Origin of the sequence: uncultured Psychrobacillus sp., assembly GCF_938022135.1 — a bacterium.
Lineage (GTDB): Bacteria > Bacillota > Bacilli > Bacillales_A > Planococcaceae > Psychrobacillus.
Genome location: NZ_CALIED010000029.1, coordinates 1 through 14,462 on the forward strand (window position 1 = coordinate 1; position 14,462 = coordinate 14,462).

The 14,462-nt window shown below is 37.6% G+C and carries 15 protein-coding genes; 4 read left to right on the forward strand and 11 right to left on the reverse strand.

Going from position 1 to position 14,462, the window contains the following annotated elements:
* Positions 1-365: 365 nt before the first annotated feature.
* The gene (locus Q0371_RS06890) at positions 366-1,010 is read right to left on the reverse strand and encodes an FMN-dependent NADH-azoreductase (protein WP_169359299.1); all 645 of its coding nucleotides are present in this window, start codon (positions 1,008-1,010) and stop codon (positions 366-368) included.
* Positions 1,011-1,211: 201 nt separating this feature from the next.
* Between Q0371_RS06890 and Q0371_RS06895 the strand changes: the two genes are divergently transcribed.
* The gene (locus Q0371_RS06895) at positions 1,212-1,424 is read left to right on the forward strand and encodes a hypothetical protein (protein WP_169359300.1); all 213 of its coding nucleotides are present in this window, start codon (positions 1,212-1,214) and stop codon (positions 1,422-1,424) included.
* Between the two features lie 58 nt (positions 1,425-1,482).
* Here the strand turns inward: Q0371_RS06895 and Q0371_RS06900 are convergent, their stop codons facing one another.
* On the reverse strand, positions 1,483-1,920 hold the full coding sequence (locus tag Q0371_RS06900) for a GNAT family N-acetyltransferase (RefSeq protein WP_169359301.1): 438 nt from the start codon (positions 1,918-1,920) through the stop codon (positions 1,483-1,485).
* Positions 1,921-2,134: 214 nt separating this feature from the next.
* Complete coding sequence (locus tag Q0371_RS06905; RefSeq protein ID WP_251555389.1) at positions 2,135-3,079, reverse strand: rhodanese-related sulfurtransferase; 945 nt, start codon at positions 3,077-3,079, stop codon at positions 2,135-2,137.
* 655 nt (positions 3,080-3,734) lie between these two features.
* Here Q0371_RS06905 and Q0371_RS06910 point away from each other — a divergent pair.
* Positions 3,735-4,028 (forward strand): 3-isopropylmalate dehydrogenase, encoded by a 294-nt coding sequence (locus tag Q0371_RS06910; RefSeq protein ID WP_298469762.1) that lies wholly within the window; start codon positions 3,735-3,737, stop codon positions 4,026-4,028.
* Between the two features lie 211 nt (positions 4,029-4,239).
* Here Q0371_RS06910 and Q0371_RS06915 read toward each other — a convergent pair whose 3' ends face one another.
* Genes Q0371_RS06915 through ugpC form a run of 4 tightly spaced genes read right to left on the reverse strand, consistent with a single transcriptional unit; the run spans position 4,240 to position 8,507 of the window.
* Positions 4,240-5,601: an ABC transporter substrate-binding protein gene (locus Q0371_RS06915; protein ID WP_298469765.1), complete on the reverse strand. Its 1,362-nt coding sequence runs from the start codon at positions 5,599-5,601 to the stop codon at positions 4,240-4,242.
* A 34-nt stretch (positions 5,602-5,635) separates the two neighbouring features.
* The gene (locus Q0371_RS06920) at positions 5,636-6,448 is read right to left on the reverse strand and encodes a carbohydrate ABC transporter permease (protein WP_251555407.1); all 813 of its coding nucleotides are present in this window, start codon (positions 6,446-6,448) and stop codon (positions 5,636-5,638) included.
* Positions 6,445-7,380, reverse strand: a complete 936-nt coding sequence (locus Q0371_RS06925) for a sugar ABC transporter permease (protein ID WP_298469768.1) — start codon at positions 7,378-7,380, stop codon at positions 6,445-6,447. The genes Q0371_RS06920 and Q0371_RS06925 overlap by 4 nt, the downstream gene beginning before the upstream one ends.
* Positions 7,377-8,507: a sn-glycerol-3-phosphate ABC transporter ATP-binding protein UgpC gene (gene ugpC / locus Q0371_RS06930; RefSeq protein ID WP_251555410.1), complete on the reverse strand. Its 1,131-nt coding sequence runs from the start codon at positions 8,505-8,507 to the stop codon at positions 7,377-7,379. The genes Q0371_RS06925 and ugpC overlap by 4 nt, the downstream gene beginning before the upstream one ends.
* A gap of 221 nt (positions 8,508-8,728) precedes the next feature.
* On the opposite strand from ugpC, the gene Q0371_RS06935 reads away from it, so the two are divergent.
* The gene (locus tag Q0371_RS06935; RefSeq protein WP_298469773.1) at positions 8,729-9,595 is read left to right on the forward strand and encodes a glycerophosphodiester phosphodiesterase family protein; all 867 of its coding nucleotides are present in this window, start codon (positions 8,729-8,731) and stop codon (positions 9,593-9,595) included.
* Here the strand turns inward: Q0371_RS06935 and Q0371_RS06940 are convergent.
* The 4 genes from Q0371_RS06940 to Q0371_RS06955 form a co-directional block, all read right to left on the reverse strand.
* On the reverse strand, positions 9,592-10,044 hold the full coding sequence (locus Q0371_RS06940) for a YaiI/YqxD family protein (RefSeq protein ID WP_169359310.1): 453 nt from the start codon (positions 10,042-10,044) through the stop codon (positions 9,592-9,594). The two genes, Q0371_RS06935 and Q0371_RS06940, sit on opposite strands and share 4 nt — an antisense overlap.
* Before the next feature lie 213 nt (positions 10,045-10,257).
* Positions 10,258-11,337 carry an ABC transporter substrate-binding protein gene (locus Q0371_RS06945; protein WP_169359311.1) on the reverse strand — a complete coding sequence of 360 codons (1,080 nt, stop codon included), beginning with the start codon at positions 11,335-11,337 and terminating at the stop codon, positions 10,258-10,260.
* Positions 11,338-11,349: 12 nt separating this feature from the next.
* Entirely contained in the window at positions 11,350-12,129 is a 780-nt protein-coding gene (locus tag Q0371_RS06950; RefSeq protein ID WP_298469777.1) for an ABC transporter ATP-binding protein, read from the reverse strand.
* Positions 12,130-12,134: 5 nt separating this feature from the next.
* Positions 12,135-12,962 (reverse strand): ABC transporter permease, encoded by an 828-nt coding sequence (locus Q0371_RS06955; protein WP_169359313.1) that lies wholly within the window; start codon positions 12,960-12,962, stop codon positions 12,135-12,137.
* 121 nt (positions 12,963-13,083) lie between these two features.
* Between Q0371_RS06955 and Q0371_RS06960 the strand changes: the two genes are divergently transcribed.
* Positions 13,084-14,439 (forward strand): M48 family metalloprotease, encoded by a 1,356-nt coding sequence (locus Q0371_RS06960; RefSeq protein ID WP_298469780.1) that lies wholly within the window; start codon positions 13,084-13,086, stop codon positions 14,437-14,439.
* Positions 14,440-14,462: the final 23 nt, after the last annotated feature.

Sequence of the window (14,462 nt, forward strand, 5' to 3'; positions counted from 1 at the left end):
TTTAAAATACGTAATGAAACCATTGGTACGACTACATTTTAAGAGGGAGTCGCCGTCTGGTGCTCCAATCAATAATTAGAAACGGCTTTGATCCGTCGGTAAAGTTCATTTAATAAATTTAATCGCATAAACAAAGTCGGAAAACTGTCTCCAACCATACTTCATAATTTATCGTAATGGGTACCGGCACTATTAAAAATTTTCAGTTTGGTAATCAATTGTGGGACTGACATACCTTGAGTCGATTTACTATATTCCGTGCCTCTTTGTATCGGGATGCATTCTAGCCCTCCATTGATAAGAATCTCTCCTATAAAAAAAACCGACAAGATCTCTGAGGATCTTGCCGGCTCCAAATATGTTTATTATCCTTTTACTGTTAACTCTACTAAGCGTTGAGCAGAAGCTTTTACTTCTTCCATACCTGCAGAGATAATTTCTTGTGCTTTAGCAGGCATAGCGTTGTGACCTTCAATAATTACTTCATCAATGATTTGCATACCGAATACTCCACCAAATACTGCACGCATATAGTTTACAGCCATTTCCATTGGCGCTGCCTCAGGTGTAGAATAAATTCCACCACGAGCGTTTAAGAAGATTGCTTTTTTGTCTGTCATTAATTGAACCATGTTGCCTTGTGCATCATATTTAAATGCAAAGCCTGCAGCATATACATAATCAATAAAAGTTTGTAATTTAGCAGGGATTGTTAGATTCCATAATGGGAATGCAAATACTACAACATCTGCAGCAGTTAATAGATCCATTGCTTTTTGTTTAGCTGCTAATAAGCGAGATTCAACGTCCGTCAACTCTCCACCAGTTTGTACTTTACCGAAAGCATTGAAAAGGTCTTGTCCAAAGTATGGAGTATCCTCTTCATATACATCATAAACAGTTACGTTTACATCTTTACCTTCAAGTTCAGCCATGAAAGTTTCATACATTTTACTTGAAATTGCTTCTGTTGCTGGTCGGTTATTTGCTTTTACTACTAATACGTTCATTTTTATAACTCCTCTATAATATCCATATATTTTATATTTTTATTTATCTCAAATTCGAGACTTCTCTATATTATATTAATATAAGAAGACTGTCAAAAGGTTAGCTCCTGTTAGTTATTTGCTTCTATGTTTTTCTTATCCTTGGAAACTTTAACTATTAATGTATTTGTTATACTATTTATATAAAGGGAGGTGCATTTCTTGGAGGATATTATTGCTATCTTTATTTTTTCAACTATTGGCTTATCCTTGCTGAGTTTAATCGCTATGGGTGGCTACGTAACAGTGAAACAACAGCAGCATAAACAAAAGGAATTAGAGATAGAACTTTTGCGTTTAGAAAACGAGGCTTTTATGCTTTTGGAGCGAAAAGCTATGCGAGAAGAAAAGCATCTAGAGGAACCTAAGAATTGAATATAAAAAGGTGCTCCTTGTAAATAACTTCACAAAGAGCACCTTATAGAATTGTTGTTTAAAGTCCTATTACATGAGTGGTGTCAGGAGATCTGCGGTCAAATATAAAGCCGTTTGCCCGATAAAAAGCATCCGCTTTCATGGATTCGGTTTTAGTGGTGATTTCGTTGAACTGACCTTTAGCATCCTCTAAAATTGCTTTAAAAAGTTCACTGCCGATTCCTTTTCTACGGTAATCGGGCAACGTATAAAAACGATGCAATCTAGCAGAATCTGCTCCTAAAACATCTCGATTTAAGCCTCCAATTGCCACTAGCTCTCCTTCATTCCAAGCACCATATAGTGCCTCTCCTTGCTCACTAAACCTGTTTGTACCATCCTCATACTCAGCAGCTAGCCTAGATACAAAACGGTACCCTTCTTTTTCGCTTTCTTGAATTAGCTTGGATACGTCGACCTCATTCAAATCAGAAATTCTTCTTACTTCGATTGCCATATACGCTCCTCCATTCTATTTGTAAAAACGAACTCCTAGTAACTTTCGATATACAGAAGCGAATAACCTCTATTCATCAATATATTTCTATCCTTCCACAAATAGAATGTCGTCATTCACGTACTCATTAAAGCTTATTTGCTGATGCAGGCTCGTCTTAAAAAAAATAAAAAAAGACTGCGCGTAAAAGCACAGTCTTTTTTAACAAACGAAATTAGATAGCAGCTAATCTTGCTTCTACTTCTTCATCCGTCAATTTATGTTCTACAATATAGCGATTACGCGGGTGTACACGACATTCGTGTGAACAGCTGCGAAGATACTTATGTTCATTTTCTTCCGAACATAAAATTTTGTCATTACAGTCTGGATTTGCACAGTTTACGTAACGTTCACAAGGCTCTCCAGTGAAATGATCTTTCCCTACAACCACATGCTCTACTTGGTTAATCGGAACAGCAATACGCTCATCAAATACATACATTTGACCATCCCATAGCTGACCACGAACTTCTGGGTCTTTACCATAGGTAGCAATACCTCCGTGCAGTTGAGCAACATCCTCGAATCCTTCTCTAACTAACCAACCAGAGAATTTTTCACAGCGAATTCCGCCTGTGCAATACGTTAATACCTTTTTACCTTCAAAAAGCTCTTTATTATCGTGAATCCACTCAGGAAGATCACGGAAATTACGAATATCCGGACGGATTGCTCCGCGGAAATGACCTAAGTCAAACTCATAATCGTTACGAGCATCAATAACTATTGTATCTTCGGCTTGCATTTGCTCATAAAATTCTTTTGGAGATAGGTATTTACCTGTTAATTCATTAGGATTGATATCTTCCTCTAATCCTAAGTGAACAATTTCGCGCTTAGGGCGAACGTGCATTTTCTTAAATGCATGTCCTTCCGCTTCATCTATTTTAAACACCATGTCAGCAAAACGTTCGTCTGCTTTCATCATGTTCATGTATGCGTCTGTTTGTTCAATTGTTCCGGAACAAGTTCCGTTTATACCTTCGTTCGATACTAAAATACGCCCTTTTAACCCTAGTTCCTTACATGCAGCAAGATGTTCTTGTGCAAATGTTACTGGATCTTCAATTGGGACGTATTTGTAGTAAAGTAATACTCTGTATGCATTTGTGTCCATTTTTTACTCCACCTTTTCAAATTTTGTCCATCGCTTTATCATAACAAATTTAAAGAGGGAAGTTAAATAGTTAGTTTTATCAAAAAATAAACGAGTAGTAATTAAAAAAGTTGACTTTGTTAAAGGGTATGATTGTTAATGATATTAAGAAATCTTTAAATCAGAAAATAGAATTGATTTCCGCCCCAGCCGGACGCTTTCCTCGGGGTGAGCGATAAGCCATCACCCATCGCTTACGCGCGTGGTTGTGATGTCTTATCTGTCTCACTCATCCCGTAGGAGTCGCCGTCTGGCGCTCCAATCAATAAATGAGAACGGCTTTAATCCAACGATAAAGTACTTATAAACTTACTCTCATACAACACAGTCGTAAAAATGTCATCATCACCAATTCATCATCTATTTTTATTCTTAATAGTCATTTGAATGTCACTAAAAAAAGAATTATTAGTCAAAATCAACCAATAACTTTAACAAAGCTATAAAGTTTTAATATCTGATAGGTTATAACAGTGAACACTCTTTATCTATTACTTTAAGGTTTTATTTTTCTTTATATGGAAGAGTTAGTAAAATGCTACACTTAAACTAATAATGATCATCGCAAACAATATTTTAGTTGTGGTGGCAAATAAATTTACTGATGGAGGTTCAAATGGATAGTTTTTTCATAATACTTTTAGTCTTTTTTATCGTTACTGCTAATATTATTGGATTTCTAACTTACAGAAAAAAGAAAAGTCTATATTACTCCGCTTTTACTATATTATATCTAGGGGTTTTGTTTGGCTCCATTGGTGGTGCAATAACCGTATTTGTTATTAATGATCCTTTTGCAATATTTTATGGTCTGCAAGTAGCGTACTATTTACTAATAAATAGTGTTATTGTTTTTTTATTTGCCATTTTAGCAAGCGTAATAAAAAGATTTAACAACAAAACAATATGATTCGAGACTAGACAGTTTTGACCTGGGTTTTAGTTTTTCTGACTATTCTCAGTCCTTTTGAATATAATTCATATATGTGCAATTGTTGCGTGGGTCATTTTCAACTCATTTATTTTAATTCATAAGAGCACTAAAAATAATACTGAAGGACAATATCTTATTTAAAATTAATAAAAAACAAGCAGAAAGCCTAAGCTCTCTACTTGTTTTATTATTTTGTTCTATTAGCAATCTCGATTGCGCGGTTAGTTCCTTCTGCCGCTGCATCTAACGCTTCTTTAGGGTCCATCCCTTGATATAAATTCTCCAACGCCGTCACAATTTGCTGACGAGATTCTGGGAACACCGATATTAAGGCACCCTGAGTAGCGATAGATGGCTCTGTGCTTTGTAGCTGTTCTACCGTAACTTTTAACTGTGGCATCTTTTCCCATGCTTCTTTTACGATGTCTTCTTCATATGCTGATGGGTTAATCGCAAAGTATCCTGTATCTAAATGCCATTTAGCTTGAACTTCCGGAGTAGTTAAATACTTCATGAACTCCCAAGCTGCTTTTTGCTCAATTTCAGCAATTCCTTTAGACATCCATAGAGAGGCTCCTCCAATTACAACGCCTTTACGATCTACTTCGTCTGCATAAGGAATGTATGCAGCGCCCACTTCAAATGGTGCATTATCAATAATTCCTCGTACACCTGCTGAAGAATCCATATACATAGCTACCTTCCCTGATTGGAAAGCTGCACGAATGTCATCCCAGTTCGTTCCGAAGTTACCAAATGTACCAGCCTCGTTCATAGTATTTAAGAATTCAAACACGCGTTGACCTTCTTCTCCATTAAAAACCGCTTCTGTCGCGTCACCAGCACGTCCGTTGTCTTCATTTACATAATGTCCACCTTGTGTGGCTACTAGCTGCTCGAAGAACCAGCCGTATGTTAGCATAGAAAAGCCTTTCATCTCATCTGTTTTAAGCTTAGCTGCTGCATCAATTACCTCCTGGAACGTTTTAGGAGGGTTCTCAGGATCCAAGCCGGCTGCTTTAAATGCATCCTTGTTGTATAGCATTACTGGCGTAGAGGAGTTAAATGGCATAGAATATAGCTCTCCATCAAGAGAATAATAATTTAAGATATTCTCCTCTAATTGAGACAAGTCATAGTTATCTTCATCGATAAATTTTTGCATTGGCTCGATAAATCCACTTTCAATCATATATTTAGTACCTACCTCAAACACCTGCGTTATGGCCGGAGCGTCTGCAGTACCTCCAACACTACGAAGCTTAGTTAACGATTCTTCATATGATCCTTGGAATTCTGCCTTTACCTCGTAATCATCCTGGGATGCATTAAAGTCAGCGACAATATTATCAAGAGCTGTTTGTCCTGAACCTGACATAGCGTGCCAAAAGGAGATGACTGTTTTACCATCTTCGGATTTTTCAACATCCTCGTCGCTTTTTTGTACAGGTTCTGTCGATGAACTGTCATCACTATTTGTACATGCAGCTAATGCTAGAATACCTAACAAAATCATGAATAACCATGTAAACTTAAACTTCTTCCTCATGTCATACACCTCTTTTTTTAGTTTGGAACAACTGTTATTTTAGAGCCCCTTGCGTTAACCCTTTTTGCAATTGCTTTTGACCTAAAAACAATAGTAGTAGTGTTGGAATAATAACAACGATTACCCCTGCCATAACCACCCCCCATTCTGTTGCAACCTCTTGTGACTGGAGCTGTTTCAAGCCAATTTGTACGGTTCTTACGGAATTGTTGGTTGTAACTAATAAAGGCCAAAGGTACATATTCCAAGTCGTTAAGAAACCATATGCTCCTAATGTTACTAAACTAGTTTTAGAAACCGGCAAGATGACACGAACAAAAAACGCAAATCTACTGAGTCCTGCAATCTGAGATGCCTCATGCAGCTCCTTCGGTATTGTTTTGAAATGCTGTCTAAGTAAAAATGTCCCGAAGGCTAAGGCAAAAAACGGTAGTGTCATCCCTTGGTATGTGTTAAGCCAGTTAAGATTTTGAATGGTAAAGAAATTGGGAATCATTGTTGCTTCCCACGGAATCATCATCGTGGAGATAAAAAGGAAAAATACAAAGTCCCTTCCTTTGAATGGGATAAAGACAAAGGCATAGGCCGCTAAACTACATACGACCAGCTGTCCAAGCATAACCCCGAACGAAACAATGAAACTGTTAATCAAATAGTTTAATAGAGGCAATCGATCAAACACCTTCACATAATTATCAAAGCTAAAAGAAGAAGGCAAGAATTTTCCTTGTAAAATTTCGCCTCCCGTCATGAAGCTCACCATCAAGGCATAGATAATCGGGAAAAACATAATCAGTGCAGTAACGATCAATAAAAAATACACAATGGAGCGCTTTAGTATTCTCATTGGTAATGCACCTTCTTTTCCCCTAGCTTAAACTGTAAAATTGTAACGAGTAAAATACATATAAATAAGAACACTGCTTGAGCACTTGCAGTACCAAATTGAGCGTTCACAAATGCCTCTCGATAAATGGAATACACGATTAAGTTAGTGGATTGGGAGGGCCCGCCCTTTGTTAAGATATCCACCTGTCCAAACGTTTGAAACGCATTGATGAGAGAGATGGTAATAATAAAAAATAAGGTGGGAGAGAGCATTGGTATAGTTATTCTTCTCAAACGATACCAATAGCTTGCTCCGTCAATACGAGCACTTTCATACAAGTGCTCATCAATATTTTGTAGTCCCCCTAGCAATATGAGGAAGCAGAAGCCAGTGTTCAACCAAATCGTTGTTAAAGACACCGACAGCAAAGCCCATGTTGGATCTAGAAGCCACTCGACTTGTGGAAGATTCAATATGGCAAGCACTTTGTTGAACATCCCAATACTTGGGTGGAATAAGAATAGCCACACAACGGAGGAAGCTGCTACAGAAACCCCCATAGTGGAAGCATAGATTGTACGAAAGAAACCGATTCCTCTTAGCTTTTCATTGGCAAGTAATGCGAGGCCTAGCGCAATAATAATTCCAGTAGGCACTGTATATAGTACAAATAGGAATGTGGCCTTTATACTGTTTAGAAAAGCAGACGATTCAAGCAAATAAGCATAGTTTTCCAGACCAACAAACACTGCAGCCTCTCCTGCTTGGTTGGTTAAGAAAAAGCTTAAATAAATGGTGCGAAACATTGGATAAAAAACAAAAACGGAAAATAAGATAATAGATGGCAATAAATATAATAGAGCTGTTCGGGCATTTAGTGAGCGCTTCCAGAAACCTTTCTTTTGCTTAGACCTAACAGCAGTTACATGATTTGATTTCACTACTGTCATACAAATACCTCTTTACCAAATACATGGTTTTCTACATCAGAAGGTTTTTTAATAATCTCCTTTGTTACGCTATCAAAGAAGCAAAAGGAATCATAGTTCATGATGACTGGTATTTTATCACCGACAGCTATCTGCCATTGGCCGCTCCATTTCACTTGCCATTGCTGATCATTCAACGTAAATGAAAATACAGTTTCATTTCCTAAAATTTCTACATTTACAATTTCTACAAATACCTTTTCCTCAGCGGTCGAATCCTTAGTCGCTGCTTTTATATGCTCCGGACGAATACCAACAATAACTTTGTCTGTCAGGTAGTGTGCGTCCTCATCTGGTACGGAAATAGTAATTAAATCATTTAACACAATAGCACGCTGTTCTTTACTTCCTATGCCTTCAGCAATATTCATAGGAGGTGAACCAATAAAGGTAGCCACAAAAGGATTGGCTGGATTATTATAAATATCAATTGGTTTACCTATCTGTTGGATAGATCCTTCATGTAGAATCATAATGCGATCACCCATTGTCATCGCCTCAATTTGATCATGCGTTACATAAATCATAGTAATTCCAAGTCTGCGCTGGATTTGTCTAATTTCAGATCTCATGTGTGCACGAAGCTTAGCATCTAAGTTAGATAATGGTTCGTCCATTAGACAAATTGGAGCTTGGTTTACAATAGCTCGGGCAAGAGCAACTCGTTGTCTTTGTCCACCGGAAAGTTCTCTTGGCTTACGTTTTAAGTAATCAGAAAGCCCTAGCATTTGAGCAACCTCTATTGTTCGATTGTTACGTTCTTCTTTAGAGATTTTTTTTACATGCAGACCAAATTGAATATTTTCTTCTACCGAAAGATGCGGGTATAAAGCATAGTTCTGGAATACCATAGATAAATCACGCTTACTTGGAGGTAAATCATTTACTTCCTGCTCACCAATCTTGAGCACTCCTCCTGTTATCTCTTCTAATCCCGCAATCATACGAAGCATTGTACTTTTTCCACACCCCGATGGACCAACAAGCACAAAGAATTCCCCTGGTTCAATCGTTACGTTAATATTAGAAATAACGTTAGATTGTTTGTCGTATGATTTAGAGATATCAATCAACTCTACTCGCTTCAAAAGATTTCCCCCATTCTCTAATCGATTATGTTACCTAGGCATCAAGTTTATAGATTTTACTATGGAAGCTAGTAAAATATGTTTTTTACCATTTTTCCATAGCTATGTAATCTTTTCTTCACCATATTACTAAAAAGAATATTCTAAATCAAAGAAATTTACAATATTTACAGAATATTTAATTTTATACAAAAAGTTTACAGTTCTTGGAGGATAAACTTATGCGTAAATATCAAATAATCCTACTTATATTTGTTTTGTTTGTTAGTGGATGTGTAGGGAAAGAAGTGACGCCCATTGCTTCAGAAGAGTTTTTTATCATCGCGCATAGAGGAGCATCTACTTATGCACCAGAGCATACAATGATCGCTTATGAGGTTGCTGAGCAGCTAGGAGCTACTTATATTGAAATTGACTTACAAATGACGAAAGATGGAGTATTAGTTGCTATGCATGATGAAACAGTAGACCGCACTACTGAAGGTGAAGGGTTAGTCAAAGATTACACATTAGAGGAATTAAAAAAGTTGAATGCCGGGAAATGGTTTAATGATACATATCCAGATTTCGCCAATACTGCATTTGAAAAGGCACGAGTTCCTACATTAAGAGAAATATTTGATAATTTTGGAGATAGAGTCAACTACTACATTGAAATGAAATCCCCAAAAATATATGAGGAAATGGAGGAGGAATTGCTTGCTTTGTTAGAAGAATATAACTTATTAAATCACGAAGAAGATGTACCAAAAGTAATCGTCCAATCCTTCAACCGTGCTAGCCTAATAGAATTTCATGAGCTTGAACCAAGCATCCCCCTTATCCAACTGCTCGGTAATAAAGAGGAGGCTAAATTTACCAACCAGGAAATGAAAAGCCTAAAAACCTATGCAAGTGGGATTGGCGTCAACGTGAATGCTGTAGATGGAACCTTTGTCCATGAAGCACATGAAAATGGGTTGAAGGTACACCTGTTTTCCTTGATAGGAGAAGCAGATATAAAAAAAGCCTTGCTTTACAAGGCTGATGGTATATTCGCAGATGCTCCTAACGTTGCTTTAGAAATAATAGATCGTACACAAAATTAAATCTGTTGTTTCAAAACTTTTTCACAAAGTCTTTTAAAATGAATTTCAAATTTCTCATTGTCTTCTTTTTGACGTTTTCGTGGTCCCTTCATTCGGCCACCTGCTTGTCTTATTTTTTTGGATATATGTCTACTCTCTAATAGCTGGTCTATATTCTCTGGTGTATACCATCTTCCATTTTGGTCTATTGCATAGCCTCGCTTAGCTAAAACCATGGCTGCAAGACCATAATCCTGGGTGACAACAATGTCGCCCTTATTCACTTTATTAACGAGCACAAAGTCTACAGCATCCGCGCCTTTCGAAACCATGACTGTTTCAGCACCTTCCCTCTGCATATAATGTGCAGTGTCGCATAACAACGTTACCTTCAAATCGAACTGTTTTGCGATATCAATCGTTAAATCCACGACAGGACAGCCGTCCGCATCTACTAGTACATTCACCATTTTGAGCACCCCTATCAGCTATATATCCTACATTGTATACTAAAAGAATATTTTTATGAATGTAGGAGGTTGCAATACAAAGGCTTTTTTACCACGCAGTTATCAAAATGAATAATTTAGTTGTATTTGGCAATTAGTTTTTAAAAGTTTCTCCAATTATTATATAAATCAAAAGGCATGGATATATTCTTCCATACCTTTTATATTGAACCTTTACTTATATTCACCTAATATCTCCACTGCTTTTTCTGTTATAGATGTATCCACCGCTTTATCAAAGTCAACGTCACCGCTAATTGCTCCATTTTCTTTATATACGTCATATTGCTTTAACACGTCATCTAAAAACATTTTTCCATTAGGATCTAAGCCTGTAACAAATACTTTTTCCCATAACACTGGATCTTTTAGTGAAGTATACTTTGTCATAATTTCAATGATTTCAGCTTTTCCTTCACCCTTTATAAATGCATCATTATAATCCCGGACACCCTTTAAATAGGCCGCCATGAATCGGAGCGAAACATCTTGTTCCTCACTCATAAATTGAGGAGAACCTAAAACCATCGCGATTTGAGATTCCGGTGCATAATCCGTAGCGTCTCCAAAGCGCTCATGAAATCCGTTTTCAATCCCTTGGGCGATTAGTGGTTCAATTTGAAGTGCGGCATCTATCGAACCATTTTCAATCGCCCCTAGCATGCTTCCAAAGTCTCCAAGTAATACAAACTCTACATCCTCAGGTGTTAATCCTGCATGCTTCAGCATTTCTAAAAAGATAAATTCATCAATCGAGTTTTTAGAGGAAACAGCAATACGCTTTCCTTCAAAATCCTTATACTCCTTGATGACATCCTTCATGTGGTTTCCAATGACGAATGAGAAATACGACTTACCTGGCACATTGTGTCCCTTGTCTGCAATAATTTTTACGTCAATCCCTTGGGCAATGGCATTAAAAAATGAAGCAGTTGAAACCCCACCGGCAATATCCACGTCTCCCGAAGCAAGTGCAGGAAGCATTTCATCACTATTTGCAAATTGCGCAAACTCTACTTCAATATTGTAGTCCTCAAAATAACCTTTTTCTTTTGCAATGTAAAAGCCTGCTCCAGAGGCAGCCCCGTCTTCCGCTATAATTACTTTTACTTTCTTATTTAGCGGTGCCAAGTCTCCAGAAGGGTTATCCTTACTTACTTCATCATTTACATTGTCAGATCCTTCTTCTTTTGGACTACAAGCACCTAGTAAAAGAACAATAGATGCAAATAGTATGAACCAGCGTTTCTTCACAACTTTCCTCCTTTATTTTCTCGATTTTTGAACTTCTTGCTGTAAATGATTCCAAATCGTTATAAACTGTTCCGCCATTTCTGCATTTGCCCTAACCTGCTCCATTGTACGGGGTCTTGGCAATGGAACTTTTATCTCACTTACAATCTCACCTGGATGAGAGCTCAATAACACGATACGGTCACTCAGCAACAAAGCCTCATCAATACTATGAGTGATAAATAAAACGGTCTTTTTGTTTTCGGACCAAATTGATAGTAACTCTTCCTGCAATATGAATTTGTTTTGTTCATCCAAGGCAGCAAATGGCTCATCCATTAACAAAATTTCTGGATCATTGGCAAAAGCCCTAGCAATACTAATCCGTTGCTTCATCCCTCCAGAAAGCTCTTTTGGATAAAGCGAAGAAAACTTACTTAAACCTACCTTTTTTAAGTAGTAGTCGGTTTGCTTTTTAACGTATTCCTTTGGAAGGTGCCTCATTTTTAAACCAAAAGCAACATTCTCTTCAACGGTCAGCCAAGGAATAACCCCTTTTTCTTGAAACACCATAGACTGTAGCGGACGTTCCCCTGCTTCCGATGCAATTAAAAAGGAGCCAGAGCTCGGAGTTTCTAGTCCCGCAAGGATGCGTAAAAGAGTTGTCTTTCCACATCCACTTGGTCCAACTAGACAGATAAATTCCCCTTCCTCTACCTGCAGAGAAATATCCTTTATAGCTGTAACACTATTACTTTTTTTATAGAAAATCTTCGTAAGATTATCAATGGAAATTTTAACTTTTCCGCTCATTTAACTCACCTCCATGGGACAATTCTCTTTTGCAGTCCACGTAGGAGAAGGGAAAAAAGAAACCCAAAAAAAGAAATGAGCACTAAACCGACGAACATTTCCTTCAACATGAATGCCTTATAAGAGGTCCATATTAAATAACCGATGCCAGAGGTTGCCCCCATCATTTCTGCAGCAACGATTGTTAACAAAGCTATTGCCTGCCCCATTTGAATACCTTCTAGCATAACTGGCAAGGCACCCGGGAAAGCAATTTTCAAAAAGAAATCCTTTGGACTTGCACCATAGTTTTTGGCTACATCTAGATGTACCCTATCTATGTTCAAAACACCAGCCACTGTATTAATAACGACAGGAAAAAATACACTCCCTGCAATAGTAACTACCTTTGAAAAATCTCCAATACCAAAAAGGATAATGATGATTGGCATTAAAGCTAATGTTGGAATCGGCATAAATGCCATTACTATAGGGGATATAAAGTGTCGAATAGGAGCATACAATCCCATTAACAGCCCTATGATTACACCTGGAATTACACCGAGTAGGAAACCCATTGCAATTCGGTAAAGAGAGACTGATACATGAGTCCATAGTAACCCACTTGTAGCAAGCTCAAAAAATGTCGAAACTATTGCAGTAGGAGGAGGGAAAAAGCGTATATCTAAAATGCCCGTTCGTGAGAAGACCTCCCACAAGATTAAGATGAGTATTGGTGAAGTAATTGTTAAAAGCTGCTTACCACGTTCTTTTAGTTGTTGCTTTTTCCATTCCTTTTGTTCCGTTTCATAGGGATCGTAGTCGCTATCCACGAGCCCATTTTCATCGCGCATCTTTCACCACCTCTTTATAAAAATAATATGTCGAATGGGGAAAATATGTGACCACACCTACATTGAAATTGACTTAAAATGTAGATTTTGGTAATTTTAAAATAAGAAAGAGGGGGTTAATATGACAGACAAACAATTAAGATCCACAAAAGAAATGCCATATTTTATTTTAAGCATCCTATTTAGTTTATTAATTTACGTTATAGCTATAGCTAGTATTTTTGGGATCGCAATCATTCTTGTTTTATTTTTTATCAGTACATATGCACATCTTATGAATCTTAGCTATATTCGATCAAATGGTATCAGAGTTAGCCATAGGCAGTTTCCAGATGTCTATGAACGAATAGCTCGTATGTCTGAAGATATGAATTTAAAAAAAGTACCAGATATATTTGTAGTTCACTCCGAAGGTGCTTTTAATGCTTTTGCAACCCGGTTTTTAGGAAAGAATATGGTTGTGCTCTATTCAGAGGTATTTGAGCTTGCTAGGGAGCAAGGCGATGCAGAGCTGGATTTCATCATAGCTCACGAGCTTACACATATTAAACGAAATCACATTTGGAAAAATATATTAATTACACCCGCTCGTTTAGTGCCGTTCCTTTCCCAGGCGTATAGTCGTGCATGTGAATATACATGTGATCGTCAAGCAGCTTACTTCATTAGAGATGGTGCAGCTGCTAAGCGTGGCCTAACAATTTTAAGTATTGGGAAGGAACTATATAAAGAGGTAAATGAGGATGCCTATTTAGAGCAAATTTCCACAGAGTCCAATGTTTTCACATGGCTTGGTGAGGTCTTATCCTCCCACCCACCCACTCCTAAAAGAGTCCAAGCAGTCGGTCATTTTATGCAAGTAGAAGGGACTCCTACCTACTATACGAATGCTAATAAAATTGCTCTTGGTTTAGGCGCATTATTTGGTATTTTATTCATTGGTTATTTAGGGATTATAGGAATAGTCCTGGCAGGCTCTCTTACCTATGCAAGCATTTTTCCTGATGACTTGCTAGAGGATGAATCCGCGTTAAATACTTTAACTTCGGAGGAGTCAACACTAGAGACAGGCTCTTCACCTTCAGACCAAGACACTTACAATTACACTCCATTAATGAATGCAGTCGTGGATGGAGACTATACGAAGGTGCGAGAGCTTATAGCTAGCGGGGTAAATTTAGAAGAAAAAGACACAGAGGGGGCAACTGCTTTACATCAAGCAGTATATTTAAATGACATTATGATGGCAGAAATTTTACTCGAGGCTGGGGCAGACCCTAATACAAAGGATCTCTATTCCAACGCTTTGACCGCCACCTTTTATCATGAGAATTACGAATTGACAGCTCTATTGTATGAGTATGGGGCAGATCCGGCCGTAGTTGACCCAGAAGGTTACTCGGGAAATAATATTCTAGGTGTTCCTAGTGGGCAGTTCGAACAGACATTGAATAGTCTACTTCAACCAGTAAATTGAAATACCTATTTTAAATCTATCCT

Bases quoted from the DNA above. Each gene is read 5' to 3' on its own strand.
- Q0371_RS06890 (WP_169359299.1), bottom strand. From the start codon at position 1,010: ATGAACGTATTAGTAGTAAAAGCAAATAACCGACCAGCAACAGAAGCA.
- Q0371_RS06900 (WP_169359301.1), bottom strand. From the start codon at position 1,920: ATGGCAATCGAAGTAAGAAGAATTTCTGATTTGAATGAGGTCGACGTA.
- Q0371_RS06905 (WP_251555389.1), bottom strand. From the start codon at position 3,079: ATGGACACAAATGCATACAGAGTATTACTTTACTACAAATACGTCCCA.
- Q0371_RS06910 (WP_298469762.1), top strand. From the start codon at position 3,735: ATGGATAGTTTTTTCATAATACTTTTAGTCTTTTTTATCGTTACTGCT.
- Q0371_RS06915 (WP_298469765.1), bottom strand. From the start codon at position 5,601: ATGAGGAAGAAGTTTAAGTTTACATGGTTATTCATGATTTTGTTAGGT.
- Q0371_RS06920 (WP_251555407.1), bottom strand. From the start codon at position 6,448: ATGAGAATACTAAAGCGCTCCATTGTGTATTTTTTATTGATCGTTACT.
- Q0371_RS06925 (WP_298469768.1), bottom strand. From the start codon at position 7,380: ATGACAGTAGTGAAATCAAATCATGTAACTGCTGTTAGGTCTAAGCAA.
- Q0371_RS06935 (WP_298469773.1), top strand. From the start codon at position 8,729: ATGCGTAAATATCAAATAATCCTACTTATATTTGTTTTGTTTGTTAGT.
- Q0371_RS06940 (WP_169359310.1), bottom strand. From the start codon at position 10,044: ATGGTGAATGTACTAGTAGATGCGGACGGCTGTCCTGTCGTGGATTTA.
- Q0371_RS06950 (WP_298469777.1), bottom strand. From the start codon at position 12,129: ATGAGCGGAAAAGTTAAAATTTCCATTGATAATCTTACGAAGATTTTC.
- Q0371_RS06955 (WP_169359313.1), bottom strand. From the start codon at position 12,962: ATGCGCGATGAAAATGGGCTCGTGGATAGCGACTACGATCCCTATGAA.
- Q0371_RS06960 (WP_298469780.1), top strand. From the start codon at position 13,084: ATGACAGACAAACAATTAAGATCCACAAAAGAAATGCCATATTTTATT.